Genomic DNA, 26922 nt, shown 5'->3' on the forward strand with positions numbered 1-26922 from the left:
CTACCCTAAACTGGCGAGGGTGTTCGTCGTTCGATGAGCATGAACGACGATGATCGGATTCTCGATGTCTGACCACTCTCAGGTAGCTCACCCAGCGGTATCGGGCGGTGCCGATCTGGATGCAGCGCTCCCGGCGACGGCCGCTCAGCGTGAGGTGTGGGTTGCTCAGAACGTCGATCCGAACAGTCCGGTGTACAACATCGGACTTGTCGTCGAGGTCGACGGGACGATCGACGTCGACCGCGCGGCAGCGGCGATCAAGGCCTCTGTCGGACGCGTCGAAGCGCTGTTCGTGCACTTTCGGGTGGATGCCGACAACAGGCTGATTCAGGTGCCGATTCCGGAGGCGCGCTGGGAAGTGGAAGTACTCGACCTTCGGGGCGAGCCGAATCCCGATTCGGCTGCGCAATTGTGGATGGACACCGACATGGCTCGGGTCTTCGGGGCGGACGATCTGCTCTTCCGTCAGACACTTCTGCTGACCGCTGACGACCGAGTCATCTGGTACCAGCGCTATCACCACAGTGTGGTCGACGGGTACGGCATCTCGCTCATCGTCGCCGACGTCGCCGAACGGTACGACGATCCGAATCTCGAGACTTCTGCGCCGCTATGGCCACTCGATGCGGTGGTTGCGGCCGATCTGGAATATCGAAACTCTCCACGGTTCCTGCTCGACCGTCAGTACTGGGTGGAGCGAGTTGAAGCAGGACCGGAAGCGACGCGGATTCTGCATGGGCAGGTCGATGATTCGCTGCCGCCGATCTCGGCGATGCTCACGCTCGATGCCGATCGTGCAGCACAGCTCTATCGCTATGCGGGTGACGCCGGGATTCGACGAACTCGCCTGCCCATGGCCGCGCTGATCGCGTACATTGCACGCGCTACCGGACAACACGACGTTGTCGTCTCGGTACCGATGGCCGCTCGGGTGGGGCGCGACATGCGTCGCACTCCTTCGATGGCGTCGACGATCTTGCCGCTGAGTATTCGGGTAGAACGCTCGGAAACCATCGGCCAGTTGGCAACTCGTCTCGACACCGCCCTGATCTCGATTCTCAAGCACGGGCGGTACCGAGGTGAGGATCTTGCTCGCGACATTCGGGCGATCGATCCCGACCGTCAGGTCTTCGGCCCCGGTATCAACTCGATGATGTTCGAACACACACTCACCTTCGGCGGTTGCCCGGTGCGCGTGCGCAATTCGGTAACCGGTCGAGTCAGTGACCTGGATCTGAGTGTGCGCGGCGGTCAGGACGGGGAGCCGATCGAAATCGACGTCCGCGTGCCGGCCGGATTCGACCGCGAACTGGCTGATCACACCGCCAGAATCGAACAGTTCCTCGATCGGTTCGTGGCCGAGCCGCAGCTTCCGGTCTCGGCACTCGACCCCATGGCTCCGGCCGAGCGAGAACTCGTGCTCCACGGGTGGAACGACACTGCAGAGCCGCAGCCCGTCACGACGGTGCCGGATTTGTTGCGCAGCAGCTTCTCTGCCGATCTGGGCGCCGTCGCTGTGGTCGACGGCGACGTCCGGCTGACATACGGCGAACTCGAATCTCGGGTATCGCAGCTCGCCGCGCACCTGATCTCTCGCGGTGTGGAAACCGAAACCGTTGTGGCGATCGGGCTTCCGAGATCCGCCGAGATGGTGGTGGGGTTGTTGGCCGTCATGTGCGCCGGTGGCGCCTTCGTGCCGTTGGATCCGTCGTGGCCCGCAGAGCGCCGCGAATCGGTACTCGCCGATGCCGGTGCCATACTGGTGCTCACCTCCGACGGTGCCGACGACTCCGTTCCGGTCGATCTCTCCGCGTGGGCGTACGAGGACGGGCCTTCGCGCCTGTCCGAGGTCATGGCACCCGACGTTCGTATTCACGGTGCCCAACTGGCGTACGTCATCTTCACGTCCGGTTCGACCGGTCGTCCAAAGGGCGCCATGATCCGCCACGAGGCAATCTGCGCAAGGTTGCTGTGGCAGCGGGAGCGGATTCTCGGGTTCGGGTCCGGCGATGCCTCGCTGTTCAAAGCTCCACTCTCGTTCGATATCTCGATCAACGAGATCCTGCTCCCGCTTGTATCCGGCGGTCGATTGGTGATCGCGAAGCCCGAGGGGGAACGCGACCCGCAATACCTGCTCGACCTTATCGCCGGAGAATCGGTCACCTTCGTCTACCTGGTTTCGTCGATGCTCGACATCCTTTTGGACCTGGCGAACGGGAGCGATCAGCTCGTTTCGTTGAAGCATGTGTGGTGCGGCGGTGAGGTTCTCACGCCTGAACTCTTCGATCGGTTCCGCGCCCAACTGTCCACGACGCTGTATCACGGCTACGGGCCGGCGGAAGCGACCATCGGTGTCTCCCATGTGATCTACCGCGAAGACGCGGAACGAATCGTCACATCCATCGGGCGCCCGAACCCCAACACTCGCCTGTACGTGTTGGACGGCGACCTGCAGCCGGTTCCGGTCGGCACGGGCGGCGAACTCTACGCGGCGGGTTTCCTGCTGGGACGCGGATACGTGGGTGCGACGGCATTGACCGCATCTCGTTTTGTCGCGGATCCCTTTGTTTCCGGCGATCTGGCCGGATCCCGGATGTATCGCACCGGTGACTTGGCCAGATGGACCGCAGACGGCACCCTCGACTTCCTCGGACGCACGGACAACCAGGTGAAGATCCGTGGCATGCGTCTCGAACTCGAGGATGTCGAAGCCGCCGTGATCTCGCACCCCGGAGTGCGTCACGTGGCAGTTCTGGTGCGTCAAGCACCCACAGGCGCAAAGTATCTCGCCGCCTACGTGAGTGCAGCGTCGGGGACGAACCTCGCAATCGACTCGCGGGACATTCGCGAGTGGGCGGCGAGCAAGCTGCCCGACTACATGGTCCCGACCACCGTCACCGTCCTCGAGGAGTTTCCGCTCACGGCCAACGGCAAACTCGACCGCCGCGCACTTCCCGAGCCCGATCTCGCCGAACTGAGTGCGCATGTCGCCGCGAGAAACGAAGTTGAACAACAATTCTGCACGTTGATCGCGTCGGCTGTCGGCCTCGATTCGGTCGGCGTGACCGACGACTTCTTTGCACTGGGCGGCGACAGCATCGTCGCGATCTCACTCGTGACCGCGGCTCGTGCGGCCGGTTTGTCGATCAGTCCACGCGAGGTGTTCCAACTGCGCACCGCAGAGGCCATGGCGCGTGCCCAGTCCGGCCGAACGGCTGAGATCGTCGACCACGCGGACCAACCGATCGGCCACGTAGCCACGACGCCGATTGCCGCCAAGGCCCTCGGGACGCCGGATGTAGTACGAACCTTCCACCAGCGAGCGCTGATTCAGACCCCGTCAGCCTTGACTGCCGAGCATGTCCAGGCGGCGCTCGACGCCCTGGTGGCGCGCCACGATGCACTTCGTGCGACGTTGACTTCCGAAGGAACGCTGCTTGTTCCGGAGACAAACGACGCGGCTGTGGTCTTCGAGACCTGTGCACTACCGGCGCCACTTGAAGAATGCGGAGCGTTGATCCTCGCCGAGACCGAGCGAGCTGTCGGCCGTCTGAATCCGGCCGGCGGCACGATGGTCAGCGCTGTTCTGTTCCGCCCTGTGACCGGTCCCGGACGGCTGTTGCTTGTCATCCACCACGCGGTGGTCGACGGCGTCTCGTGGCGCATCATCCTCGAGGACCTCGCGCGCGCCGGCATCGCAGCGATGAATGGCGACGTACCCGCACTCGCTCCGGTCGGCACGTCGGTGCGAAGGTACGCCGAACTCGTCTCGGAGGCGGTCGGAGCCGGGCGACTGGACTCGGAAATCGAGTTCTGGGACTGGGTGACGTCCGCACAAGGGGCATCTCTCGGCCGTCGGGCACTCGACCCGGCAGTTGACCTCGCGCGCACCGCTGCGGCGCGATCGATCACCCTGTCTCCGGAATTCGCCGATCAGTTGTTGGGCAGTGTCCCAAGGGCGTTCGGGGCCGATGTGAGCGAAGTGCTGGTCACCGCACTGGCCGTGGCGCTGACCCGTTGGAGCGGGGCCGGATTGGTGACGATTGACCTGGAAGGGCACGGACGCGACGAAGGCATCGTTCGCGGCGACGGCGCTGCGCATGTGGACCTGACACGTACTGTCGGTTGGTTCACCACGGTGTTCCCGGTTGCGCTCGAGATCGGTACAGCCGCTACAGATCTCGACGCGACCGACGATCTGGCGGGGGTTCTCAAGAGCGTCAAGGAACAACTTCGACGGGTCCCGAACGCCGGCTTCGGGTACGGAGCATTGCGATACCTCGGCAGCTCGGATCAGTTGGGTAGCGTCGCAGCGCCTGAGGTAGTGCTCAACTATCTGGGACGCACTGCCGCAGCGGAGGGGGACTGGTTCCCGGTGTCGGTGGACGGTGCTGCCGATCCGTCCATGCCGTTGGGACACGCGTTGTCTGTCGACGTCGTAGCCGAGGACGCCGCCGGTGGGCCACGACTGCGAGCCACCCTGACCTGGGCGTCGAACATCTTCCTGCGTAGCGACATCGACAGGTTTGCGCGGCTGTGGCTGGACTCGCTCAAGGCCGTGTCCGGGCTCGCAGCCTTTGGCGGCGCCACACCCTCGGACTACCCTCTGGTGGCGCTCACTCAGGCAGATGTGGACGAGTTGCCGAAGGCTGAAGAGATTCTCCCACTCACTCCGCTGCAGGAAGGGATCTATTTCCATTCGGCGTTTGCAGATCCGGGGGCGGATCAGTATGTCGTGCAACAGGTTGTGGAGCTGTCCGGAGCGGTGGACAGTGCGGCGCTGCACCGTGCGCTGCAATCTGTCGTCGATCGGCATGAGGCGCTGCGCACCGGATTTTCAGTCCTGGGTGACGGCCGGGTGGTGCAGGTGGTGCACCCGAGCGTCGTCGTGGAGATGGCAGTAGTCGAGGTGGCCGGCGCCGATGTGGATGAACTGCTCTCCGCCGACCGTGCGCGTGGGTTCGACCTCGCGCAACCGCCACTCGTCCGTTACACGCTTGTCCGTGCATCTTCGGAGAAGTACCTTCTGCTGCAGTCGATTCACCACGCGGTTGCAGACGGATGGTCGGTCCCGGTGATGCTGCGGGAACTGATGGCGTTGTACGGCGTCGGAGATTCCGGCGTCGTGCTCCCGAGTCCGGCGCCGTACCGCAGCTATCTCGAATGGCTGGCCGGTCACGATCACGAGACGTCGGCAGCAGTCTGGGAGAAAGCACTGAACTCTCCCGGTCCCGCCATCGAACTACCCGCCCCGAGCACCGGCAGCAGCGGGATCCACGCTACCCGAGTCGAACTGACCGACAGCGATACTCGTGCACTGACGACCAACGGACGCTCACACGGCCTGACGCTGAGCACACTTGTGCATGGCGCCTGGGGATTGGTGCTCGGCCGAATGGCCGGCCGAACGGACGTGCTGTTCGGCTCGACCGTATCGGGGCGCGGCGGCGATTTACCCGGTATCGAGACCATGGTGGGCTTGTTCATCAACACAGTGCCGGCCCGATTGCGCTTCGACCCCGCAGAGCCTGCCTCGCAAGCACTTTCTCGTTGGCAGAATGAACAGTCGGAGCTACTCGACCATCAGTACGTGGGGTTGCCCGAACTGCGACGGACCGGCGGACTGGAGCAGAACTTCGAATCGCTGGTCGTGTTCGAGAACTATCCCCTCGGTGACACGGCAATCGCTGATCCGACAGATTCGGTGCGACTGAAGGGAATTCGATTCGACGAGCGACCGGCCTACCCACTGACGCTGATCGTCGTTCCAGGCGATCGGTTGGCGTTGGAGCTGAAGTACGACGCCGCTCAGGTGGACGGCAACGCCGCGCAGGCGCTGGCCGAAGCTCTTGCAGTCGTGCTCGCAGAGCTTTCCCGCGATCTCGAACAGGTGATCGGCCGGATCGCGCTGGCACCTGCCCAGCCGGGGAGTGTCGGTATGGTCTTGGACCAGCCGCGTGCAACGCTGACCGAGCTGCTGCGGGATCAGGCTGAGCGTGCGCCCGAAGCCACCGCTGTGATCTTCCGCGACGAGGTATTGACCTACGCTGAACTTCACTCTCGCGCCGATCGTTTTGCGCGTCTGTTGCGCGAACGGGGCGTCGGACGCGAATCGTTGGTGGCCGTTGCCCTGCCGCGCTCGATCGAACTGATGGTCGCGATACTCGGCATCGGAAAGGCCGGGGGAGCATACGTTCCCCTCGACACCGGCTACCCGGCGGAGCGGCTGACGTACATGCTGGGTGACGCCGATCCTGTGTGCGTCGTGGTGTCGGAAGATTCTTCACTCGATTCGGGTTCGGTTCCGCGGGTGACGGTATCGGAGTCGGCGCAGTTCCCCGCCGATCCGCTGAGTGTCCCAGGATCGCCCGCGGATGCCGCGTACATGATTTACACCTCGGGTTCGACCGGTCGTCCCAAAGGCGTTGTGGTCACCAACGGGGGTGTGGTCAACCGATTGCTCTGGGCACAGCAGATACGTCCGATGGATGCCAACGACCGGATGCTCCAGAAGACCCCGTCGAGTTTCGACGTCTCCGTTCCCGAATTCTTCTGGCCGTTCCTGGTGGGGGCAACTCTCGTGATGGCCGAGCCGGACGGGCACAAGGACCCTGGCTATCTGTCCGACGTCATCGTCGAACATTCCGTGACCCGAGTGCATTTTGTTCCGTCGATGCTCGACGTGTTTCTCGCGGAGCCGAAAGCAGCACTGTGCTCTTCGCTCGAGATCGTCAACTGCAGCGGTGAGGCACTGCCCGTTCACGTTGCACGCAAGGTCGCCGAGATCCTGCCGAATACTCTGGTGGACAACCTCTACGGCCCCACCGAGGCCGCCGTCGACGTCAGTTGGCAGCCGTCGGTGCAGGAAACTCCGGCAGACGCCGTCAGCGTCCCGATCGGCGCACCTGCAGCCAACACCGGCCTGTTGGTTCTCGATCCCTACCTGCAGAACGTCCCGGCCGGTGCCACCGGTGAGCTCTATCTGGCAGGGCCACAACTCGCGCGTGGTTACCACGGACGTGGGGGATTGACCTCCGAACGATTCGTGGCGAATCCGTACAGCGACGGCGGCTCGCGGATGTACCGGACCGGTGACATCGTGTGTTGGAATGCCGACGGTGTTCTCGAGTATCTCGGCCGTGTCGACGAGCAGGTGAAGGTTCGTGGATTCCGAATCGAACTCGGCGAAATCGAAGCGCAATTGGCGCTGTGCCCCGGAGTCACGGCAAGTGCCGTGATCGTCCGAACCGACGGTCCGAGCAACCGCGCACAAGTGGTCGCCTACCTGGTCGGAGATGCTGATGATGTTGCGGTTCGAGCTAAGTTGTTGTCGGTGCTACCGGAGTTCATGGTGCCCAGCGCCTTCGTGCGGCTCGAGTCACTGCCGCTGAGCCCGAGTGGCAAGCTCGACCGAAAAGCGCTACCTGCACCGGATTTCGCGGCACAGGTAGGCGAAACGGTGGGAGGTGTCTCTTCAGGTGTTGCACACCTCCTCGCCGGGCATTTCGCGACGGTTCTCGGCCTGCCTCGAGTCGGGGTGCGCGACGACTTCTTCACTCTCGGCGGCGACAGTATCCTGGCGATCCGACTGGTCAACCTGGCTCGTCGTGATTCGGTAGTACTGACCCCGCGTCAGATCTTCGAATTGCGCACTCCTGTTGCGATCGCCGCAGCAGTGGGTGATGTTGTCACTTCGGATGCCACCGTCACGGCCGACATCGGCGTGGGTGAGCTGGTTCCGCTGCCTGTGGTTCACCGCTTGTCCGAATGGGCGGGTGGTACCGATCGCTTCAACCAGGCAGTTCTGATCCACTCTCCGGCAACATCTCTCGAATCGATCACCGACGCATTGCAAGCCGTGCTCGATCACCACGACGGACTCCGCCAAACCTTGATCCGTCATGACCGCGGCATGTGGTCGGCACGGGTCGAGGAACCCGGTAGTGTCCGGGCAGCGGACGTCGTCGAACGAGTCGACGCTCGGGGGCTGGGCAATTCCGAGTTGCGAACGCTCATTGCGGAGCACTCGGAAGCAGCGACCCGCCGATTGGATCCGTCTGCAGGGCGGATGATCTCGGTGGTCTGGTTCGATTGTGGCGCTGAGAATCTGGGCCGACTCGCGATAGTGGCACACCACCTGGTCGTGGATGGAGTTTCTTGGGCGACCTTGCTCGAGGATCTCGCGATGGCCTGGGTGGCAGTCGAAGCCGGAGAGCCTACCGCACTGGATGCCGTCGGAACTTCGCTGCGTACCTTCTCCCGTACGGTGGCCGAACACGCATACAGCGCTCATCGATTTGCCGAACTCGATCACTGGTTGACCGTGACCGCTCCGGGCGCGCAGTTGATACCCGGTGTCGAGGGCTATGCCGTTGTATCCGGAGGTTCGAGGCGCACGGTCACGGTTGACGGAGCAATCTCCGAGGCGGCACTTGGATCGGTTGCGGCACTGGTGGGTGCCGAAGGAACTGATGTTCTGTTGGCCGCGTTGGCGATGTCCGTCGATCGCTGGCGGCGTTCTACCGGCCGCAGTGAGCGCGAACTGCTGGTCGATCTCGAAAGGCACGGCCGCGAGGAGTTGGTTCCGGGAACCGATCTGTCGCGAACAGTCGGCTGGTTCACCACGATTGCCCCGATGCGACTGCACGGCGGAACCGACCCGGTGGACACGCTACGCGAGGTGAAGGAGAGCCTGCGGGCGGCTCCGGACGGCGGTATCGGCTACGGGATGCTGCGATACGTAAATGCCCGCACGGCAACGACATTGGCGGCGCGCTCCGAATCTCAGATCCTGTTCAACTACCTTGGACGTTCGGCGGCTGTTGGATCGACCGCATGGTCCCTGGCCGCGGAATCCGAAGCCATGTCCACCGATCCCGACGCAGACATGGGAGGCCCGTACCGGCTGATCGTCAATGTCGTCAGTGTGGATTCGGAGCTTCGCGCCGACTTCGCTTGGGCAAGTGAAGATTTGTCCGAGGAGGACGCGCAGTCACTCTCCGACGGCTGGGTTTCGGCGCTCGGCGATCTGGCGGCTGCGGCCGCGCGTCACGCCGGGCCTCCCATTCTGACCCCGTCCGATGTGACGTTGCTCGACCTGAGTCAGACCGAGATCGACGCGATAGCCGATGCGAGTCCGGCAGGTGTCAGCAGCATCCTCCCGCTCTCACCCTTGCAGGAGGGCCTGTACTTCCAGGCGGGATACTCAGGCGGCAGTGACAGCGCTGGCGGGGACATCTACACGGCACAGTTCTCGATGGACTTCGGGCACACGCTCGACGTAGACAGGTTGACTGCGGCCGCCCGGACACTTCAACGACGAAATCCCACCCTGCGTGCGGGATTCGTGAGCGAAGGCCTGAACGAGCCGGTGCAGTTCTTCAGTGCGGGACTCGACGTTCCGGTTGCCGTCCACGATCTCCGTGAACTGGACGACTCGACTGCTCGTGAGCGCGCCGACGGCATTGCTGCCCAAGACAGAGTGACTCCATTCGACCTGACCGCGCCGCCGCTGTGGCGTATGACCGTGCTGCATCTGCCTGGCGGGCACGATCGCCTGGTGATCAACAGGCAGTTCCTGCTGTGGGACGGTTGGTCCAACGGCCTTGTCGTCAGTCAGCTTCTGGCGCTTTACGATACCGGCGGTGACGACAGCGCATTCGGCGAACCCGAGGGGGCGTTCGAGACGTACCTCGCCTGGTTGGCCGACCGCGACGGTGCAGCCGCCGACGAGGGGTGGCGCGGAGCGCTGGCAGGACTCGAGGAGCCGACGCTTGTTGCCGTGGCGGCGCCAGGCGCCGAACGTCAGCTTCCAGATCGACGCGATGCGATTCTGTCGGAATCGCTTTCGCGTGCGTTGCGTGAGCGCGCTGCCGCGTCCGGCGTCACGTTCAACACGATACTGAATGCAGCGCTGGCCCTGGTGCTGGCGTCGGCCTCCGGTCGACCGGACGTCGTCTTCGGCTCCACGGTTGCCGGAAGGCCTCCCGAAGTGCCGGGAATCGACACCGTGGTGGGCATGTTCCTCAACACCGTTCCCGTTCGGCTGCAACTGGATCCGAACGAGAGCGTCGAGGAACTTCTTCGTCGAACACAGACGGATCGACTTTCGCTGATGCCGTACGACTATCTCGGCTTGGCAGCGATCCAACGTGTTTCCGAGCATCGTCAACTGTTCGACGTGCTGATAGTCCTGCAGAACTTCGTGGACGAGAAGCAAGTAGACGCTCTCAATGCCGCCCACGACGTCAGCGGCAGCGACAGCATCGATCACACGCACTATCCGCTGACCGTCGTGGTCACACCGGGCACCACCGTCAACGTCAAGTTCGAGTTCCATCCGCATTTGGTGACGGCACGTCGAGCCGAGGACCTGCTCGGTCACTTCGTCGATCTGCTGCGGAGTTGGTCGCAGGACATGACGGGATCGGTTGTTGCGTCTCCGGTTCCCGCAGTAGCGCAGCAGACGCAGATCCGGGAGTTGCCGGAGCGCACCATTGCCGACCTGTTCGAAGAAGTCGCGTCGGCGCAACCGAACGACACGGCACTCGTGTTCGGGAAGCGCCGGATGACCTACGCCGATCTCGACGGCGAGATCAACCGGATGGCGCGGTTGCTCATCAATTACGGCGCCGGCCCGGAAAAGATTGTCGCTCTTGGCCTACCACGTTCGGTGGACATGGTCGTCGCGCTCTTCGCGGTATTGCGCACGGGTGCTGCCTACCTACCCCTCGAACTCGACCATCCGGCCGAACGGTTGGCCGTGATGATCGACGACGCGGATCCTGTCGTGTTGCTGACAACCGTTGCCGCCTCACCGAGGTTCGAAGGTGCGGACGTCCGCACTATCGTGATCGACGAACCCGATACAGCAGCAAGGAGACTGACGATCTCGGCGCGGGCACTCTCCGCGTCGGAACTCGGAGCATTCGCCCCGGGGACACCGCATCGACTCGACCACCCCGCGTACGTCATCTACACCTCCGGTTCGACCGGCAAGCCCAAGGGCGTGGTCACCGGTTACCGCGGCCTGACGAACATGCAGTTCAACCACCGCGAGGCGATCTTCGAACCGGTGATCGCCGCGGCGGGCCGACGCCTGCGGATCGCGCACACCGTGTCCTTCGCCTTCGACATGTCATGGGAGGAACTTCTGTGGCTCGTGGAAGGCCACGAGGTGCACATCTGCGACGAGGACCTGCGTCGTGATGCCGAGGCGTTGGTTGCGTACTGCGACGCACAGGACATCGACGTCGTCAACGTGACGCCGACCTACGCGACGCACCTGATCGACAGCGGACTTCTCGACGACGGTGTGGGACAACACCGTCCGCCGCTTGTCCTGCTCGGGGGTGAAGCCGTTCCGGATTCGGTGTGGAACAAGCTGCGCGACACCGAAGGAACCGTGGGTTACAACCTCTACGGACCGACGGAATACACGATCAACACTCTCGGCGGCGGAACGTCCGACAGCGACACCCCGACCGTCGGAAAGCCGATCTGGAACACCACCGCGCACATTCTCGACGGCTGGCTTCGTCCGGTCCCCGACGGAGTTGCCGGCGAACTGTACATTGCCGGAGCCGGTTTGGCTCGCGGTTACCTCGGACGCTTCGCGCTGACGTCCGAGCGCTTTGTCGCCGATCCTGCCGGGGTTGGGGAACGTATGTACCGCACGGGCGATCTGGTGCGGCGACGCGGTGACGGCAACCTGGACTTCCTCGGCCGTACCGACGACCAGGTGAAGATCCGAGGTCATCGGATCGAGCCGAGCGAAATCGTCTCCGTTCTCGAATCCGACGAGCACGTGCGGCAAGCAGCGGTCGTGGTCGACGTCGGGGCGGGCGGAGTCAAGAGGCTCGTCGGCTACGTGACACCGGTGCGCCTCGGCGTCGCGCACGACTACCGCGCGCAGGCGCGAGTTCTCCTACCCGACTACATGGTTCCGGCCGTGGTGATCGAGGTGGAGGCGCTACCGATGACCGTCAACGGCAAGCTCGACGTCAGGGCACTGCCCACGGCCGATTCGGTGCTGGGGGAGCGGAGTGGGGAGTCGATTGCACCGCGTAACCACACGGAAGAGGTTCTCTGTGAGCTCTTCTCCGACGTACTCGATGTGGACGACATCGGTGTCGACGACAACTTCTTCGACCTCGGTGGGCACTCGCTTCTGGCCACCAAACTGATCAGTCGAGCTCGGATCGCCATTCCGAACAGTCTGACCATGCGTGATCTCTTCGAAGCACCCACCGTCGCGGAACTCGCGGAACGCATTGTGGCCGAGCAGGGATCGACGCGACCGATGCTGGTAGCGAAGCCGCGGCCGGACCACCTTCCACTTTCTGCCGCTCAACAGCGATTGTGGCTGATCGGACAGATGGGGGAGAACTCCGCGGCCTACAACTTCCCGATCGTGCTCCGCTTGGACAGTGCATTGGACGCGGACGTCTTCGCCGCGGCGCTGGGCGACGTCGTTGAACGACACGAATCCTTGCGTACGGTGTTCCGGTTGGTGGACGGAACACCGGAACAGATTATTCTTGAATCGGCGACTGTTCCGGTCGAGACAGTTCATTCACGGGAATCCGGCGTCGCCGGTGAAGTTGCAGTGGCAGTGGGCCGTCCGTTCGACCTTTCGAACGAGATTCCGATTCGCGCCCGTCTGATCCGAGTCGACGGTGCCGTAATCGTCGTGATCGTCCTGCATCACATCACAACGGACGAATGGTCCGATCGACCGTTCCTGCGCGATCTGATGTCTGCCTACTCCTCTCGGATTCAGGGCGAGGAGCCAGCTTTCGAACCGCTACCGGTTCAGTACGCGGACTACACCCTGTGGCAACGGGAATTACTCGGCAGCGCCGACGATCCGTTGAGTGTCCTGAGCACGCAGTTGGAGTTCTGGGCGAAGAGTTTGGACGGAGCCCCCGAAGAACTGCTGCTTCCCACCGACCGGAGCCGACCGGCCAGACCGAGTTTCTCCGGTGGCGCAGTGGTAACACGGTTGGGTGTGGACACAACTGCCGCACTGCGAGATCTGGCGCGCGAGAGCCAGAGTTCGATGTTCATGGTCCTGCACGCGGCCTCGGCGGCGTTGCTGACTGCGCTCGGAGCGGGTGAGGACCTTCCCCTCGGCGCTCCCGTAGCCGGACGTAGTGAACAGGGGCTCGACGACTTGGTCGGCTTCTTCGTCAATACGATTGTGCTGCGCACGGATACGTCGGGTAACCCGACATTCCGGGAGTTGGTGGATCGCGTTCGCGAGAGAGACCTCGAGGCCTTCGCCAACGCCGACGTTCCCTTCGAAACTGTGGTGGAACGCCTCAATCCGTCGCGCACTTTGGCACGCAACCCGCTGTTCCAGGTCATGGTCGGCTATCACAGCCGCGAGGAGATGGGCGGGGATCCGTTCGAACTCGAGGAGTACACGGCCAAGTTCGATCTGGTATTCAGCTTCACCGAGTACCTCGGCGACGAAGGCTGCATCGACGTCCGGCTCGAATACGGCAGCGACCTCTTCGATCGCGAAACCGCACAGCGAATTTCGAACCGATTGGAATCGGTGATCGCGGCAGTCGTGGAATCGGCCGACATCGAGATCGGTGACATCGACATCTTCTTGCCAGGCGAACTCGAACAGGTTGTCACCTCGTTCAACGACAACGCCGTCGACGTGCCGGAAGAAACGTTCTACGACGCTTTTGCTCGGGGGGTCGCTGCTACACCCGAGGCGATCGCGGTGCGCGACGAGGCGGGGCAAGTCACGTACCGCGAGCTCTCCGAGCAGTGTGACCGGATAGCCGGTTTGCTGTATCGGCACGGAGTGTCGGTCGAAGACGTGGTGGGACTTGCCGTCCCGCGCTCGGTGGAGATGGTCGCGTCGGTCCTCGCCGTGCTCAAGCTGGGGGCAGCGTATCTCCCCCTGGACTTGAGTCATCCGAGCGAGCGCATCACGTATATGCTCACCGATTCCCGCGCCTCGCTACTGCTGTCCACCTCCGAGGAGAGTTCTCGAATCGACGATGTGGTCGGCGTCGAGCGAATCCTTCTGGACGATCCGTTGATCCGTAGGGAACTGGACGAGGCAGTGATCGTCGAAACTCCCAGGCCACCAGTCGGCGTCAGCCACGCGGCGTATGTCATCTACACCTCGGGATCGACCGGCAAGCCGAAGGGAGCTGTCCTCTCCCATGACGGTATCCCGAGCCTTGTTGCCACAGCCGAGGTTCGGATGCGACTGGTACCGGGTTCGGTGGTGATGCAGTTCGCTTCGGTCGGCTTCGACGTCGCGGTATTCGAGTTGGCCATGGCGCTGTGCACGAGCAGCACCCTGGTGATCGTGCCGCAGAACGCCCGGGTTGCCGGTCCGGCGCTCACGGATTTCATGACGCGCAATTGTGTGACCCACGCGATCATCCCTCCCTCGTTGCTGGCCGCCCTGCCGGAAGGATGTGAAGTGCCGCAGGGTTGCACCGTGTTGGTCGGAACCGAGACGGTGCCGCCGGAGCTGATCGGGCGCTGGGCGGAGCGGCTGAATTTGCTTGCCGCGTACGGACTCACCGAAGCCACGGTAAACAACACACTGTGGCAGGCGGAGCCGGGTTGGAACGGCGCTGTGCCCATCGGAATCCCCGATCCCAACGAACAGGCGTACGTGCTCGACGATCAACTGCGTCCGGTTCCGCCGGGGGTATCCGGCGAGCTGTACATCGCGGGCCGCGGCCTGGCCAGAGGGTACCTGGGCCGATTCGATCTGACGGCACAGAGATTCATCGCAGATCCCTTCGGCGCGGGCGATCGCATGTACCGCACCGGGGACCGCGCGCGGTGGCGTTCGGACGGGAACATCGACTTCCTCGGCCGCGTGGACGATCAGGTCAAGATACGTGGTTTCCGAATCGAGTTGGGTGAAATCATCGGAGCTCTCAGTGCCCATCCGTCGGTGAAGCAGGCGACGGTCGTCGCGGATCGGCAGGGCGAAATCACGCGCCTGGTCGGGTACGTGTCACCGGAACCCGGTGTTGTCGTCGACACGACGGCAGTACGGAACCTCGCGGCAGTGTCGTTGCCCGACTACATGGTTCCGACCATGGTTGTCGCCCTTGACGGTCCGCTGCCGTTGACGCCCAACGGAAAGCTCGACCGCAAGGCGCTGCCCGCCCCGGACTGGTCGGAGCTGGCGGGTGATGTTGCTCCTCGCACCGCAGTGGAGTCCACGGTCGCGGCTGCCTTCGCGGAGATACTGCAACTCCCGAGCGTCGGAGTCCACGACAGTTTCTTCGAACTCGGTGGGCATTCGATGGCATCGATGAAACTGGTCGGTCGCATTCGCGAAGCGTTCGGCGTGGACGTCAGTATCCGAGACGTATTCGACGCGCCGAGTGTTGCGGAGTTGGCGGCCGTCGTTGCGCGTTCGGAAGGTGGGCGCCCGATCCTGGCGCCGGCGGTGAAACGTCCGGAGACGATGGGTCTGTCTGCGCCGCAACGTCGTCAGTGGGAGTTGTTCCGCGCGGCAGGCGAGCACCCGCAAGCAAGCCACGCTCTGGCGCTGAACCTGAGATCGAAGATCGATCCGGAAATTCTCGGACACGCTTTGGACGATGTGACGTCGCGGCACGAACCCCTGCGGACCACCTTCGTCGAGGTCGACGGCATCGTCGTGGCAAGAGAATCGGTGCGACCGACTGTCGATGTGGTCGATGTCGGCACCGGGGACGTTGGCCGAGTGGTGTTCGAACTGGCTCAACTTCCGATGGATCTGCGTGAACAATCGCCGTTGCGGGTGCATCTGGTGCTCGGTGAAGACGGCTCTCGGACACTGCTTCTCGTCATGCACTACATCGCTGTCGACGAGTGGTCCGTTGTGCCCTTGCTGGGAGATCTGGTCTCGGCTTATGCAGCCAGGTCGCAGGGAGATCAACCGATCTGGGACGAGTTGGCGTTGACGTACGCCGACTACACCGTGTGGTCCGACGAACTGTTGGGAGACCCCCTGGACGGCACCAGCCGTGCGTCGAAGCAACTTGCGTATTGGCAGGATGTGCTCGACGGAATACCGACCAGTGTGAATCTTCCGTTGCCGGAGGGTGACTCGGAGCCTCGAGGTGACGTGGTCGCTGTCGACATCGAGGCGGATCTGCATGCCGTGATCGACGCTCTGGCTGCGCGCACCGGCACGAGCATGTTCATGGTCCTGCAGGCCGCACTGGCCAGCGTCCTCACGGAGGCTGGAGCGGGTACCGATCTTCCCATCGGTTCATTGGTTGCGGGCAGGTCGGATCCCCGTCTCGAACCGATGATCGGATCATTCTTCAATGTTGTTCTCCTACGCACGGATACGTCCGGTAGTCCGACGTTTGCAGAATTGCTGGCTCGCATCCGGGAAAGCAATCTGGAAGCGCTGAGCAATCAGGACGTCTCATATGTGTATGTCGAGCAGGCACTGGGTAATCCGGCGTCGATGAGACCTCAGGTGATGGTGATCCATCACCAAGAGGCCGATTTGGACGGGCTCGGCGACTTCGGTTCTCTCGTACCGATTCCGGTGGGTGTGCCCGATGCGGATGTGACGTTGAGTTTTTACGAGCCGGTCGGCGAAGGGCCAGTTTTTGCAACTCTCGGGTTCCGTGCCGACCTCGTCGATGCGGGCGCGGTCCGTGAATGGGCAGGTCAGCTGGTCGACGTGATCGAGGCTGCGGCACTCGTCGAAGGCGATGACGTGAGCGAGGGGGCGAAACTATGACATACGTCGCATCCCTCCGCGGGGTCGACCGCTATACGAGCGCTCACGGTGTTGATACCCTCACCTCATTAAGGGTAGCCTTTGCTACTTACTTCGGGACATCGATTGGCGGCCGTACCAGGTCGTCCCGTCGGGGATGGACTACCTGTAATGAGTGAATCACCGAGAGACTCCAGCGCCGAACCCGCAATGGTCGACATCGTCGGCGTCGGGTTCGGTCCGGCCAATCTTGCGTTGGCCATCGCTGTCGAAGAACACAATGCAAATTGTGCAGCCGTTGATCGGGTGAACGCGCGGTTCTTCGAGAAGCAGTCTCAGTTCGCGTGGCATCCCGGGATGCTGCTCGACGGTGCCACGATGCAGATCGCGTTTCCGAAGGACCTGGTGACGTTCCGCAACCCGCAGAGTGGATACAGCTTCTTCTCGTATCTGTTCGAGCAGGGGCGACTGGTCGACTTCGTCAACCACCAGACCTTCTTTCCCACGCGCCACGAGTTCAACGACTACCTGTGCTGGGCGGCTCGGCGAGTCGACGCGGACGTGCAGTTCGGTACAACCGTCGACGGGGTCGAGGGCATCAGGAACTCCGACGGCGTGGTCGATCGCTTTGCGGTTCGCACAGCCGACGGTGAAACGGTGATCGCGCGCAACATCGTCGTCGGCGCCGGACTGAAAGAGCGGATCCCGGAGTGGGCTACGCCGTCGTCCCGGTGCTTCCACAATCACCAGTTCCTCTTCCACCTCGAAGCAATGCCTGAGCCCGTGCACAACAGGTTCGTTGTTCTCGGCGCCGGTCAGAGTGCCGCGGAGATCGTCGACTACCTGCACGCGAACTACCCGAACGCCGAAGTCCACAGTGTTTTTGCCCGCTACGGCTACAGCCCGGCAGACGACAGCCCCTACGCAAATCGCATCTTCGATCCCGAAGCCGTCGATCAACTGCACGGCGCCGACGCCGCGGAACGACGTCGACTTCTCGATTTGCACCGCAGTACCAATTACTCTGTCGTCGACATCGAACTGATCAACAAGCTCTATGCCACCGAATACCAGGAGATGGTCCGCGGCCCGCGGCGACTGTTCATGCGTCGGGCCTCGGAGATCACGAGTGCCGTGGAGTCCGAATCCGGCATCGAACTGGCTGTCCGTAGCAATCTCGACGGCTTGACGGACACGCTGTCGTGCGACGCACTCATTCTGGCCACGGGTTTCACCCCGGCACCGCTGGGCGATTTGTTGGGTGAACTCGTGCCGGATTCGTCCGTTCCGCGTAACGTCAGTCGGGATTATCGACTGGCTGTAACGGAGGACGTGACAGGCGGTATCTATCTGCAGGGTGGGACAGAACAGACTCACGGATTGACGTCGTCGCTGCTGTCGAACGTGGCAGTGCGGGCGGGGGAGATTCTGGCGTCGGTACTGAGCCACCAGAACCGAGCTGGTGCGCTTGCTAGTCTGGGCGCACAAGACACGTACGTAACGAGTGAGGCGAGATGAGCACTAACCCTTTCGATGACGAAGACGGCCGCTTCTACGTGCTGGTGAACGACGAGGACCAGCACTCGCTGTGGCCCACGTTTTCCGAGGTCCCCGCCGGCTGGCGCGTGGTGTTCGGTGAAGACAGTCGCAAGGCGTGCCTCGAATACGTCGAGGCGAACTGGACCGACATGCGTCCGAAGAGCCTGCGCGAAGCCATGGAAGCCGATCAGGCTGCCGGCGGAAAGCACGCAGTCGAGAGCTGATTCTCTCACCGCTCGGAAATTTCCGAGTGAAGAGAAAAGAGCTGGGCACCGTCAGGTGCCCAGCTCTTTCTGCTTGAACGACGCTTACTTCTCGGTGACGGGAACTCGACGCCTGCGCTTGCGGACCATCGGTCGACGTAGCGAGTCCACGCGCATCAGGATTCGTGGACGACGCAGCGTCCGCGCTCCCCATTCGCCGAGGGTAACGCCCGCGGCCAGGGCGCAGCCGATACCGAAGGCCGACAGCAAGGCGGTCAAACCGATCAGTACCTGGTCGTTGAGCAGCGCGTACAGGCCTCGGTACAGCGAAAGGCCGGGGAGCAGTGGAGTGATGCCTGCGACCGCGACAACCAGCGGAGGCGTCAGGGCGCGGCGAGCCATCAGGCCACCGGCAAGACCGACGACTGTCGCTGCGATCGCGGCCGCGATCACGGGGCCGACGTCGAGTGTCTGCACGAAGATCGACACACCACTGCCCGCCGCACCGCCCAGGAACGCCGCGGTGAGTGCACGACGCTCCGCGTAGCAGGCGAGTGCGTAGAAGACTGACGCACATGCGCCGGAGAGCATGAGGATCGGCAACTGGGTGATGGTCGATACTTCGACGTTGATCGGTGGAAGCGTCGAACCCAGCATCCCGGTCATTCGCAACGAGATTGCGACACCCGCGATGATGCCGCCCGTCATCATCACCACTTCGAAGAATCGCGCGACAGCTGTAATGGGGGCGCCCATGATCGCGTCCTGGACCGAGCCAACCAACGACAGCCCAGACAGCAGGACAACCACACCCGCCGCAATGACCAGTGAGGGCCGGATGCTGATCCCCAACTGATCCTGAAAGGTATAGAGCGTGGCGGCGGGCGCAGCCGCGATGAGACCACCGACCACTTGCTGGAAGAAGAACGGCAACCCGAACCGGTTCAGCACACGGTTGACGCGGTCGATCACCATCGTCGTCAAGAACGCGACTGTGGCAACGAGGAACCCACCCCCCAGCAGGACTGAGACCGAAGCCGCCATCGCCGCCCAGGCCATGGTCGCGGTCCACCGGTTGTACGGGTGCGGCGCCGTCGTGATGGCTGTGAGAGCGTCGTGCGCTTGGTCCGGGGTGATCGCCTCACGGCGGATGCGACGCGTCAGACGGTCGACAGCCGCCAGTCGCGTGAAGTCCATCGACCGGTAGTGGACGATGCGCATCGTGCTCGCCGGCGGCCGCGTCGGACCGCGATAGGCAGAGAGCACAATCGAGTTGTAAGTGACGTCGACGTCACACTGGGCAAGGCCGTACGTGGCGGCGATGAACTGCACCTGCTCAGCGGTGTCCATGGCTGCGGTTCCGGATGCGAGGAGGACTTCGCCCACCCGAACCGCGAGGTCCAGGACCTCCGCGACGACGGCGTCGTCTGTCAGGTCGATCGGTTGAAGCGGCGCGGGAGCCGACGTGACCGTGTCGACGGTGGCTTGCCGGTTTCCCGTCAGGCGTGTGAGTACTTCGGTGAATTTCGCCATCAGGGGGCGGAGTGGGAGTTGCGCATGGGGCCCACGCTATCTAACGTGACCCGGGCGCGGCCACCGTGACGGCTTGGATATGATGGCTCCGCAAAGTCAGTCGCGGCAACGCGTCGGTCTTCGCCTCCTTAGCTCAGTGGTAGAGCACTCGCCTTGTAAGCGAAAGGTCGTCGGTTCAATCCCGACAGGAGGCTCCGAAATTAGAGGCACTCACCGAAAATATGGTGGGTGCCTCTGTGTTTGCTCAGGTGCTGTGTTTGCCAGGTCTCTCGGCCGCCTGTCAGGTTCAGTTGGTCTCAGGCTTGTTCGAAGCCTGGCGCGGGTCGATCACGCCGTCGATGTACTGCTGGGCAATTACTCGCAGTTTGACATTGCTGCGCTGCGAGTCCTGGATGAGGATGCGGAAGGCGCCGTCGGCGTCGACGCGGTGGGTGCCCATGATGATGCCTTTGGCTTGTTCGATGACGCCTCTCGATTCGAGTGCACGCTCGAGGTCCATCGCGTGTTTTCTGGCGATGTCGAGGCGCTGCGAGCTGTGCAGCGCGTAGGCCGAGGTGACCGCGAACAGTTGGAGCAATGCCACGTCTGCGCCGGTGAAACCCCGGAGGTCGTGACTGTAGAGATTGAGGGTCCCCAGCGGGCGATCTCTACCGGGTAACGGCATCGACAAGAAACTGACGGCACCGACTACCTTTGCCGCGCTTGCGAATTGAGGCCACCGGCTGTGGGCTTCGCTGGCATGTGCACGGACAACCGTGCCCGTGCGTGACGACGTCACGCACGGTCCGTAGTCCAGTCGGAATTGAATTGAGTCGACGGTGCGAACAAGTTGGTGGGTGGCGGCCACGGTTCGGAACGTCGCATCCGAACCGCCGACGGTAATTCCGGCCATGTCGGCGTCGGCGATGAGGTCGACGGCGTGTTTGCAGACCTGTTCGAGGAATTGCTCTGCCTGGGCATGCGGATCGAGGTGCGCATAGAGCGATTGAAAGGCGTCCGAGGCGGCGTCCAGGCTGTCCTGCGACGCGGAATTTCGGCCCCCGGTGGGGCCGCGGTGTTCTGCTCTGGCAATGCGCGGCGCCGTCATTGTCTCAACCACCTTTCCCCATCACGTCGCAGGCATGTCCGATTCGTCTCATTGTTGCACCGGACTAACTGTTGTGCACTCTGTTTCGGTGGACAAGTGTCTGATGGGCCGGACGGTTATGCGGGGTGGGCTACGTATGCCCAATCGTGATGTTTGATTCGGCCATCAGTGGGTAGTGTGCCAAATTCGGAATTATGTTGTGCTGCAACAGTTAACGTGAAAACTGCGACCGAGGTACAAGTTTTCTCCGCAATGGCGCGCAGGTCGCGAACTTGGCCTATTGTCAGCGCCAGCGCACAATCTTGTACGCGTAACCCGTAGACAGTGAAGGGGATACGACGATGAATGGACTGATCGCGGCTCTGAACAGTGGCATGACGGTCGGCTTGGCCAACACGATCCTGACTTTCGGCGGAATCATCATCAATCTCAATATCGTGATCAACAACTGACCGCGTAATCAGCGAGTAACCGTTTGTTATGCCGATTCGATCGGAAGGTCCGGCCCTGGGCGATCGCTTCGGCTCTTGAGCCATCGATTGGGAAGCTTGCCGGCCAGTTCTCCGAGCGGACCGACTGCAGCACTGAGGATTCCGACTGTTTCCTGAAGCACCTCGATGCTCGCGCTCATACGCTCGAGGTTGGGAGCCAGCGAAGTCAAGGTGTCGGACAGTGCAACGATCTGGTCAAGCGGGCCGCCTTCGGCGATGAGCCGTTCGAAGGCACCGTTCTCCGCCAAGAGTGTTTCGAGGATGCCGTTCTCGGCCAGTGCGCGATCGATGACGCCGTCCTTGGCAGTCAGGCGTTCGACGGCACCGTCCTGTGCTGTCAGGCGCTCCAGTGGGCCGTCCTCGGCCATCATTCGGTCGAGGAGTCCGTCCGGGGCGAGCAACCGCTCCAAAGCGCCGTTCTCGGCGAGCACTCGATCCAACGGTCCGCCCGGGGCTAGAAGTCTTTCGAGTGGTCCGCCGGGAGCGAGTAGTCGTTCGAGTGTGCCGTCGGGTGCAGTCAGTTTATCGACCGGACCGCCAGGTGAGAGCAGTCGGTCGAGCGGCCCACCGGGGGCCAAGGCCTGGCCGATGGGCCGATCGTCTGCAGTCAGCGATGACAACTGCTGGATCATCTGCATGGGTCCGCGGGGGCTTGCCAGGGTGGCAGCGCCCGCCGTGACGGCACCGGTATTACTGACGGCGATACGAACTGTCGTCACCGTCAGCTCGGCGATCCCCAAACTGATCTCTGCGGCTGCAATGCCCGCACGTAGGGGAAGCGTGAGCATCTCCAGCAGTTTCATGCGTTAACTGTAACCGGTAACACACAAACACCCACCTGGATCGCCGGTCAGTGAAGGACCTTCAGGCCGACGACACAACCGACGATTCCCAGGATCAGCAGAATCTTGACGATCGACGTGGACTCCGCGCCGGTGACCATCGCATATCCGACGGTCAGGGCGGCGCCGATGCCGACCCAGACCGCGTACGCAGTCCCGATGGGAAGGGTGCGCATTGCATACGCGAGGCCCGCCATACTGACGATCAGACCGAGGATGAAGACGACGGTGGGGGACATTTTGCTGAATCCATCGGACTTACCGAGTGCGGTAGCCCAGACAGCTTCGAATAGTCCGGAAATGACGAGCACGATCCATGCCATGGTGAACAACTCCCAAGGCACCGTCTTTTCGCTGGCCGGGTACGGTGCGCTCGTCCGGATGTCGTCGTTGACCAACCAACCATAGCAACAGAATTCTGCGCTACGACCTGATCAGGTGGCGATTTAGGTCACCACCGCCGGTCGAACCCGCTTCAGATGGATGCTCGTCATGGCCACCACGATCGTCGCCGTTGCAGCGAGAACAGCCATAGGAATCGGCGTATTCACCGTGACAGGGCCGTGTTCGACGAGTGGACCGTTCGACCACCCGAATTCCTGCGCGGTCGGCTCCAAGAAGGTCGCTGAAACCGAGAACAGCGTAAGACTGAAGGGCAGTACCGCCCCGCTCGAGACTGCCCCGACGGCAACAGGCAGGCAAGACGTGACGGCCAGTCCCAACGCCAGCGGTAGAACAACGACGTACGAAAGCGTGGTCAGGGGGCTGTTTGACAATCCTGATAGTGCGGTCACGCCAAGGAGTCCCAGTCCGAGTTGGGGCATCGGTCTTTTCCAGCCGACGACGACGCCGAGTGCCAAGGCAGCAGCGCCCGCGAGCACCGCCCAAGTCCAGTCGGAGGAAAATCGGGTCGTGCAGACCGAAACCGCGCTGACTGCCAGTCCGACGAGTATGAAACGGCCGTCGTGTGGCGACGAGCGCCAAGCCAGCGCGACCGTTACGGCAACCGCGATCACCACTGTAGTCACCCAGGACCCATGTGATGTCGACGTCGAGCCCAACCACGCATACAGGGCCGTGAATGCCAGGGGCAGAACAACTCCCAGCGTCACCAGGCGCGTATCGACGTCGCCCGGCTCCTGATTTGGCCGTGCGACTGAAGCGACTCCGCCCACGAGAAGAGTTGCAGCGAGCAGAATCCAGACGGGAACCGTGGATGGTACGGGGTAGGCATCGCCTGGAAGGGTGAGTGACCATCGGGCGACGCGATCGCGCCACAAGTCCGCGGCGTCGAAGTACAGGGTCGTCGTGATCACCCCGAGTGCGAGAGCGATTTGTGCTCCGCGGTGCCCGTTCGTCGGAAATGCCGCCGCCGCGAGGAAAGCGCCGGCCCCGATTGCATTCACAGTCACCGACATTTGGGCGGAGATCGAAACGAATGTTGGTAGCGCGATGGCGAGGGCGCCAACTGCAGCGAAGACAGTCGCGAATCCGCCACGTCCCCAGCGATGCAGTAGCGCAACGCCGACCGCCGCAACCAGTGCGGCGGTTGCTCCCGCCCACTGCGGCGTGATCACCACCGAGGTGAGGCCGTCGTCGGAGAATGAGAAGTCGTCGACTCTTGACTCGGCCACTGCGTACGCAGCGACCACACCGCCGACCAGCGCAGACGACACGGGGCCGTAAGGCCGAACCCATTGAACGTGGCTACGTTGCTGCATCATTGGTCGCATTTTCGCACAACTCTCCGATGCGACTGACCGTCACATCGCCGTGCGGATCCATCCAAACCGGCTCGCCATCATGAAGTCGAGGACTTAGCAGATGGCGTCCTCGACTGGGCCACTGGACGAAGTCGTAGCCGGCCAAGTTTGTCTGAACTGTGTCGGCAACCCACACCGTGGCCTCTGCGAATGAAGTATTCATCGACAGAGCATCGAAGTAGCTGAATCCGCTGATGTCACGTGCGCCCTGCCAGCCGATCGTGACGTTGTAGTCGCTGTTGATCGAGAATTCCCAGATCAGACGATCGACAACAACTTCAGGTCCGAATCGCAGGCAGCGCAGATCTTGGGCAACAGCCGCGAGGGCTTGTGCCCAAGACTCCGGCGGCATGAAGCCGGGACCCTCTCCGGGATCGGAGTTATTGGTGAACAGAGGAATACGCCACGTCAAGCAGTCCCTGTTCCACGATGGAGGTAGTGACATGCCGCTTCCTTCCGGTTCGTGGACCTGCATCCCAGCTTTTCACCTGCACTCAGCTTTTCACCTGCACTCAGCCGTTCACAGGAAGCTCCCAGGGAACGTACAGCGAGAATCCAGTGGCAGGAGAGAAGATAGTTCTCGTGACCGACAAGACCCCTGAAGCTCGCATCCTCGTAGTCGACGACGAACCCACCATCGTGGAGTTGCTCTCTGTGAGCCTCCGGTTCCAGGGCTTCGAGGTGGCAACTGCATCGAGCGGTGCCCAAGGCATGGACGTCGCACGGACCTTCCGCCCTGACGCAATCGTTCTCGACGTCATGATGCCCGGGATGGACGGGTTCGGTCTGCTCCGACGCCTCCGCGCCGACGGTGTTGACGCGCCGGTCCTGTTTCTGACCGCGAAGGATTCGCTCGACGACAAGATCAGCGGCCTGACGCTCGGCGCGGACGACTACGTGACCAAGCCGTTCAGCCTCGAAGAGGTCGTGACGAGGTTGCGGGTCATCCTGCGCCGCGCCGGCCGCGGTGTCGCGCCGGAGCAGTCGCCGCGGGTGAAGTTCGCCGACATCGAACTCGACGACGACACTCGCGAGGTCTGGAAGAAGGGCGAATTGGTTGCGCTCTCGCCCACCGAGTTCACATTGCTCCGATACTTCATGGTCAACGCCGGGACGGTTCTCAGTAAGCCTCGGATTCTCGACCATGTCTGGAACTACGACTTCGGTGGGGAGGTCGGAGTTGTCGAGTCCTACGTGTCCTACCTGCGTCGCAAGGTGGATACGGGGGAGACGCCGCTGATTCACACGTTGCGTGGGGTCGGCTACGTGATGCGTGAACCGCGGCAATGATCGCCGCCGCGGAAAACGAGCAACTGCCGAAAAGAGGTCGTTTCCGTCTCCATTCACTGCCGCTGCGCTTCACCCTGGTTGCGGCCTTGCTGGTGTTGGCGGCGCTTGGTTTGTTGGCGTCGGGCGTAGCGGTCACTTCGGCGCTCGAGAATTCGCTGACCCAGCGAACCGACAAAACGCTGTACGAGGCGGTCGACGGTTGGGCAAAGCCGCACACCAGAGATCTACAGCCGCCCAGTGACGTCGGCCCGGGCACCCGCCCACCCAGCCCCTTCTTCGTTCGGACAGTGACCCCGGACGGGCGGGTGATCGTCCTGAACGACAAGTCGACGACCACCGAACCCGACCTGTCGAAAGATTTCACCGGCGGCCCGATCACCGTCGGATCGAGCGATGGTTCGGACGTGAACTGGCGAGTGCTCACGACGGTCCGCGACGGCACGACGACGACTATCGGTGTGCGACTGACGGATAACGAGCAGACCGTCGACGACTTGGTCGGTCTGCAACTCGGTATCGGTCTGGTTGTCCTGATAATCCTCGGCGGCGGAGCGTATTTCGTGGTTCGTCGGAGCCTGCGTCCCCTGGTCGAGGTGGAGGAAACCGCCGCTGCCATTGCCGCCGGCGACCTTCATCGACGAGTTCCGGAGCGTGACGACCGCACCGAAGTCGGCCGATTGTCGGTGGCACTCAACGGAATGCTCGCGCAGATTCAACACGCATTTGCCGCGACCGAGGCTTCGGAGGAATCAGCACGGCGTTCCGAGGAGAAGATGCGTAGATTTGTCGGCGACGCGAGCCACGAGTTGCGCACACCCTTGACGACTATCCGCGGATTTGCCGAGTTGTATCGCCAAGGGGCGATGACGGATACGGAAACGCTGATGAACCGGATCGAGGGCGAGGCGTCGAGGATGGGCCTTCTGGTCGAGGACCTACTCATGCTGGCCAGACTCGACGAACAGCGACCGCTCGAGAACAAGCCGGTGGATCTGCTTGCAGTTGCGGCAGATTCGGTGCAGGCAGCGCGAGCGATCGCACCGGATCGAACCGTCAAACTTCAGATGACCGGCGGCCCAGGGTTACCCGAGGTGCACGGCGACGAGGCCAGACTGCGTCAGGTAGTCGCCAATCTGGTGGGCAACGCGATCAAACACACGCCGCCGGATGCACAGGTCACAGTTCGCGTCGGTACGACCGAGAACTCCGCGGTGGTCGAGGTTTCGGATACCGGTCAGGGTTTGAGTGAAGAGGATGCCGCGCGGATCTTCGAGCGTTTCTACCGCGCGGACACCTCTCGCACCCGCGAGACCGGAGGCGCCGGTCTCGGCCTGTCCATCGTCTCGGCTTTGGTTGCCGCGCACGACGGAACCGTCAGCGTCGAGACGTCCCTCGGGCAGGGGACGACGTTCCGCGTCGAATTGCCGCGTGACCCGAAGGACGACTGAGGCCGG

The 26922-nt window shown here is 62.7% G+C and carries 11 protein-coding genes, 1 tRNA gene and 1 riboswitch; of the genes, 6 read left to right on the top strand and 6 right to left on the bottom strand.

Annotated elements, in window-relative coordinates; all coding sequences use genetic code 11:
• Positions 1-64: 64 nt before the first annotated feature.
• From ACSW29_RS06245 to ACSW29_RS06255, 3 genes are all read left to right on the top strand, one after another.
• Positions 65-16741, top strand: a complete 16677-nt coding sequence (locus ACSW29_RS06245) for an amino acid adenylation domain-containing protein (protein ID WP_448276856.1) — start codon at positions 65-67, stop codon at positions 16739-16741.
• A 150-nt stretch (positions 16742-16891) separates the two neighbouring features.
• A complete protein-coding gene (locus ACSW29_RS06250; protein ID WP_347871737.1) occupies positions 16892-18238 on the top strand; it encodes a lysine N(6)-hydroxylase/L-ornithine N(5)-oxygenase family protein in 1347 nt (448 codons plus the stop codon).
• Entirely contained in the window at positions 18235-18483 is a 249-nt protein-coding gene (locus tag ACSW29_RS06255; RefSeq protein WP_003945538.1) for an MbtH family protein, read from the top strand. The genes ACSW29_RS06250 and ACSW29_RS06255 overlap by 4 nt, the downstream gene beginning before the upstream one ends.
• Positions 18484-18567: 84 nt before the next feature.
• Here the strand turns inward: ACSW29_RS06255 and ACSW29_RS06260 are convergent, their stop codons facing one another.
• A complete protein-coding gene (locus tag ACSW29_RS06260; RefSeq protein WP_007734361.1) occupies positions 18568-19995 on the bottom strand; it encodes a threonine/serine exporter family protein in 1428 nt (475 codons plus the stop codon).
• 122 nt (positions 19996-20117) lie between these two features.
• Between ACSW29_RS06260 and ACSW29_RS06265 the strand changes: the two genes are divergently transcribed.
• Positions 20118-20189 (top strand) — tRNA-Thr (locus ACSW29_RS06265).
• A gap of 92 nt (positions 20190-20281) precedes the next feature.
• Here the strand turns inward: ACSW29_RS06265 and ACSW29_RS06270 are convergent.
• From ACSW29_RS06270 to ACSW29_RS06290, 5 genes are all read right to left on the bottom strand, one after another.
• Positions 20282-21082, bottom strand: a complete 801-nt coding sequence (locus tag ACSW29_RS06270) for a GAF and ANTAR domain-containing protein (protein ID WP_317828360.1) — start codon at positions 21080-21082, stop codon at positions 20282-20284.
• 478 nt (positions 21083-21560) lie between these two features.
• A complete protein-coding gene (locus ACSW29_RS06275) occupies positions 21561-22376 on the bottom strand; it encodes an ABC transporter (protein WP_230814902.1) in 816 nt (271 codons plus the stop codon).
• Positions 22377-22423: 47 nt separating this feature from the next.
• Positions 22424-22738 carry a DMT family transporter gene (locus tag ACSW29_RS06280; protein WP_230815099.1) on the bottom strand — a complete coding sequence of 105 codons (315 nt, stop codon included), beginning with the start codon at positions 22736-22738 and terminating at the stop codon, positions 22424-22426.
• A 14-nt stretch (positions 22739-22752) separates the two neighbouring features.
• A riboswitch (guanidine-III (ykkC-III) riboswitch) is annotated at positions 22753-22815 on the bottom strand.
• A gap of 46 nt (positions 22816-22861) precedes the next feature.
• Positions 22862-24139, bottom strand: coding sequence for a hypothetical protein (locus tag ACSW29_RS06285; RefSeq protein ID WP_448276857.1), 1278 nt, complete (start codon positions 24137-24139; stop codon positions 22862-22864).
• Entirely contained in the window at positions 24123-24623 is a 501-nt protein-coding gene (locus tag ACSW29_RS06290) for a hypothetical protein (protein WP_347871735.1), read from the bottom strand. The genes ACSW29_RS06285 and ACSW29_RS06290 overlap by 17 nt, the downstream gene beginning before the upstream one ends.
• A gap of 137 nt (positions 24624-24760) precedes the next feature.
• Between ACSW29_RS06290 and ACSW29_RS06295 the strand changes: the two genes are divergently transcribed.
• Positions 24761-25468: a response regulator transcription factor gene (locus tag ACSW29_RS06295; RefSeq protein ID WP_230814905.1), complete on the top strand. Its 708-nt coding sequence runs from the start codon at positions 24761-24763 to the stop codon at positions 25466-25468.
• Positions 25465-26916, top strand: a complete 1452-nt coding sequence (locus tag ACSW29_RS06300; protein WP_230814906.1) for a sensor histidine kinase — start codon at positions 25465-25467, stop codon at positions 26914-26916. The genes ACSW29_RS06295 and ACSW29_RS06300 overlap by 4 nt, the downstream gene beginning before the upstream one ends.
• The last annotated feature ends 6 nt before the right edge of the window (positions 26917-26922 follow it).

This window comes from Rhodococcus sp. GB-02 (assembly GCF_053470465.1).

Bases quoted from the DNA above. Each gene is read 5' to 3' on its own strand.
- ACSW29_RS06245 (WP_448276856.1), top strand. From the start codon at position 65: ATGTCTGACCACTCTCAGGTAGCTCACCCAGCGGTATCGGGCGGTGCC.
- ACSW29_RS06250 (WP_347871737.1), top strand. From the start codon at position 16,892: ATGAGTGAATCACCGAGAGACTCCAGCGCCGAACCCGCAATGGTCGAC.
- ACSW29_RS06255 (WP_003945538.1), top strand. From the start codon at position 18,235: ATGAGCACTAACCCTTTCGATGACGAAGACGGCCGCTTCTACGTGCTG.
- ACSW29_RS06260 (WP_007734361.1), bottom strand. From the start codon at position 19,995: ATGGCGAAATTCACCGAAGTACTCACACGCCTGACGGGAAACCGGCAA.
- ACSW29_RS06270 (WP_317828360.1), bottom strand. From the start codon at position 21,082: ATGACGGCGCCGCGCATTGCCAGAGCAGAACACCGCGGCCCCACCGGG.
- ACSW29_RS06275 (WP_230814902.1), bottom strand. From the start codon at position 22,376: ATGAAACTGCTGGAGATGCTCACGCTTCCCCTACGTGCGGGCATTGCA.
- ACSW29_RS06280 (WP_230815099.1), bottom strand. From the start codon at position 22,738: ATGGCATGGATCGTGCTCGTCATTTCCGGACTATTCGAAGCTGTCTGG.
- ACSW29_RS06285 (WP_448276857.1), bottom strand. From the start codon at position 24,139: ATGATGCAGCAACGTAGCCACGTTCAATGGGTTCGGCCTTACGGCCCC.
- ACSW29_RS06290 (WP_347871735.1), bottom strand. From the start codon at position 24,623: ATGTCACTACCTCCATCGTGGAACAGGGACTGCTTGACGTGGCGTATT.
- ACSW29_RS06300 (WP_230814906.1), top strand. From the start codon at position 25,465: ATGATCGCCGCCGCGGAAAACGAGCAACTGCCGAAAAGAGGTCGTTTC.